Here is a 2,894-nt window from a genome sequence, read left to right as displayed (position 1 = left end):
GGCCCTCGCCCTGGCAGCGGGTCTCGGTACCGCCGCCCTCAGCGCCCTGAGCCTGCTGAGCCCTGCAGCCCTGCAGCCGCCGGCCCTGGCCCAGGGCACCCCTGGCCTGCTGGAGTTCCGCTGGGAGAACAGCCGCGACTACCGCAAGCTCTACTTCTTCATGACCAACACCCAGCGCCTGCAGCGCTCGGAGTACTACTTGGTGCTGCGTCCGAAGGACCGCAAGACCGCGATCCTCAAGCTGAGCGTCACGATCCCCGAGCACTTCGACGCCAAGATCGATCCCAAACGGGTGGAGCTCTGCAAGATGAGCAAGGGGGGCATGCTGTCGCGCACGCGCTGCCTGGAGACCATCCCCGCCACGATCGAGATCGCTGAAAACGGCGGTGCCATCGAGATCTTCCCCGACACCCCGGTGTCCGACACCGACACGATCGGGGTTTACATCAAGCTGTTCAATCCCTTCGATGTGGGGATGTACCAGTTCAATGCCCTGGCCCAGGCCCCCGGCGAGGTGCCGATTTCCGGCTACCTCGGCAGTTGGCTGATCCAGATCGATCCCCCCAGCAACTGAGCTGCGGCCAGGCACCGCAAGGTCGCCTGATAGCTTGACCCATCACCAGTAACCGCGCAACGGAAGGAGCGAACAGAGAGCCATGACCAAGCGAACCCTGGGGGGCACGAGCCGCAAGCGCAAGCGGGTTTCTGGTTTCCGTGTGCGCATGCGCAGCCACACCGGCCGCCGTGTGATCCGCACCCGTCGTCGTCGCGGCCGCTCCCGCCTCGCCGTCTGAACCCATGGCTCTGCCCCGCCGCCACCGCCTGAAGGGGCAGCGGGTCTTTGACGCCCTCTACCGCCGGGGCCGACAGCTCCACAGCCCCCACCTCAGCCTGCGCTGGCATCCCGTCAAGCCGGCTCTCGAGCCCGCCGCCGAGCGTGGCCATGCCCCGAGTCCCTGGCGCTGTGGGGTGGTGATCAGCTCCAAAGTGCACAAGCGGGCCGTGCGGCGCAACCACCTGCGCCGGCTGCTGCACAACCACCTGACCAACCAGGGGATCGCCCCATGCCAAGGGCCGGTGTGGCTGCTGCTCAGCCTCAAGCCAGGCAGTGTCGATCGCGAAGACGACGCCCTGCTGGAAGAATGTGAACAGCTTCTGCAACGGGCAGGTCTGAGACGATGAGCAAGCAGAGCCCCACCGAGATCCAGGAAACGGTGTTCTACGAAGGGGGCCCGGCCAAGGGCGACCTGATCACCAACCTGCTCTTCGGCCTCACCGTGATCGGCCTGCCCTTTGCCGTGGGCGCCGTGGTGCGCGCCCTGTGGCTGCGCTTCCGCATCACCAGCCGCCGCATCGAGATCAATGGCGGCTGGCTGGGCCGCGACCGCACCCAGGTGGTGTACAGCCAGATCCGGGAGGTGCGCAGCGTGCCCCGGGGCTTCGGCGCCTGGGGCGACATGGTGCTGGTGCTCAACGACGGCGCCAAGCTCGAAATGCGCTCCATGCCCAGGTTTCGTGAGCTGGAGGCCTACATCGAGGAACGCCGTCAGGCCAGGCGTCCGGCCGCCCCCAAGGGCATGGCCGCCTGAACCCCCGCCTGCTCAGGCACACTGAGCCTCGCCCTCCTTCAACCCCCAGGCCCCCACCGCTGTGATCGGCTACATCTCCGACAACCTGCTCCTCCCGATCCTCGATTTCTTCTACGGATTGGTGCCGAGCTACGGGCTGGCGATCATTGCCCTCACGGTGGTGATCCGGCTCGCCCTGTTTCCGCTCAGCGCCGGATCGATCCGCAATGCCCGCCGCATGCGCATCGCCCAGCCGGTGATGCAGAAGCGCCAGGCCGAGATCAAGGCTCGGCACGCCAGCAACCCCCAGAAACAACAGGAGGAGCTGGGCAAGTTGATGAAGGAGTTCGGCAGCCCTCTGGCGGGCTGTCTGCCCCTGCTGGTGCAGATGCCGATCCTGTTCGCCCTGTTCGCCACCCTGCGGGGCTCACCCTTCGCGGATGTGCCCTACACCGTGAACCTCAAGGTGCTGCCCGCCGACCAGGTGGCCACGATCGAGACCAAGCCCTTCAACACGGCCAGCCACTCGATCTTCGTCACCAGCACCAGCCATGTGCCGGTGATCGCCAGCCTCGAGGCCGGCAACAAGCTGGCGGTGGGCAGCAGCGAAACCGTGACGCTGCACACCAAGACCGATGAGAGCTTCGCCTCGGTGCTGGCCGGGGTGGAGAACGGCGACGCCTTCCAGCCCAGCTGGAGCGTGACCAAGGGCGAGGAGGTGGTGCGGGTGGATCAGAACGGCACGATCACCGCCATCGCCCCCGGCGACGCCACGGTGGAGGCCAAGATTCCAGGCCTGGCGGCCCGCAGCGGCTTCCTGTTCATCAAGGCCCTGGGTCAGGTGGGCTTCATGAGCGAAGGCCAGGTGAACTGGGACATCGCCGGCCTGGTGGCCGGCTTCGGCGCCACCCTGTTCATCTCCCAGATCCTCTCGGGGATGGGCATGCCGGCCAATCCGCAGCAGTCCACGGCCAACAAGATCACCCCCGTGATGATCACGGCCATGTTCCTGTTCTTCCCCCTGCCGGCCGGGGTGCTGCTCTACATGGTGGTGGCGAATATCTTTCAGGCTCTGCAGACCTTTCTGCTCAGCCGCGAGGCCCTGCCCGACAATCTGCAGGCCATCCTCGATCAGCAGCGGTCGCAGCAGGCCATCACCGTGGCAGCCGGCGGCGTCGGCATCGGCGAGCGGGGCGGCCGGCTTCCCTTCGAGCCCAAGGGCAAGAAATGATCCCGCGCCGGTGATGCCAGCGGGTCCACCGCAGCGGCATGGAGGACTGCGGCCACCGGTGCTTCCCGCCCCACCAACCCCCGATGGATTCTCCC

5 protein-coding genes are annotated in these 2,894 nt (G+C 66.8%); all 5 read left to right on the top strand.

Going from position 1 to position 2,894, the window contains the following annotated elements:
* Positions 1–574: DUF2808 domain-containing protein (locus IQ216_RS12995; RefSeq protein ID WP_370566750.1), on the top strand; the 574-nt coding region annotated here is incomplete at its 5' end.
* A gap of 82 nt (positions 575–656) precedes the next feature.
* A complete protein-coding gene (gene rpmH / locus IQ216_RS12990; RefSeq protein ID WP_186697062.1) occupies positions 657–794 on the top strand; it encodes a 50S ribosomal protein L34 in 138 nt (45 codons plus the stop codon).
* A gap of 4 nt (positions 795–798) precedes the next feature.
* A complete protein-coding gene (rnpA, locus tag IQ216_RS12985) occupies positions 799–1,182 on the top strand; it encodes a ribonuclease P protein component (protein WP_193815803.1) in 384 nt (127 codons plus the stop codon).
* Positions 1,179–1,589: a PH domain-containing protein gene (locus IQ216_RS12980; protein ID WP_186697064.1), complete on the top strand. Its 411-nt coding sequence runs from the start codon at positions 1,179–1,181 to the stop codon at positions 1,587–1,589. Before rnpA ends, IQ216_RS12980 begins: the two co-directional genes overlap by 4 nt.
* 61 nt (positions 1,590–1,650) lie before the next feature.
* The gene (gene yidC / locus IQ216_RS12975; RefSeq protein WP_186697065.1) at positions 1,651–2,799 is read left to right on the top strand and encodes a membrane protein insertase YidC; all 1,149 of its coding nucleotides are present in this window, start codon (positions 1,651–1,653) and stop codon (positions 2,797–2,799) included.
* Positions 2,800–2,894: the final 95 nt, after the last annotated feature.

This window comes from Cyanobium sp. LEGE 06143 (assembly GCF_015207535.1).
GTDB lineage: Bacteria > Cyanobacteriota > Cyanobacteriia > PCC-6307 > Cyanobiaceae > NIES-981.
This window is presented reverse-complemented; position numbering and strand designations above follow the sequence as displayed.

What these genes read in the sequence shown, in the direction of transcription:
- rpmH (WP_186697062.1), top strand. Translation starts at nt 657, where the DNA reads ATGACCAAGCGAACCCTGGGGGGCACGAGCCGCAAGCGCAAGCGGGTT.
- rnpA (WP_193815803.1), top strand. Translation starts at nt 799, where the DNA reads ATGGCTCTGCCCCGCCGCCACCGCCTGAAGGGGCAGCGGGTCTTTGAC.
- IQ216_RS12980 (WP_186697064.1), top strand. Translation starts at nt 1,179, where the DNA reads ATGAGCAAGCAGAGCCCCACCGAGATCCAGGAAACGGTGTTCTACGAA.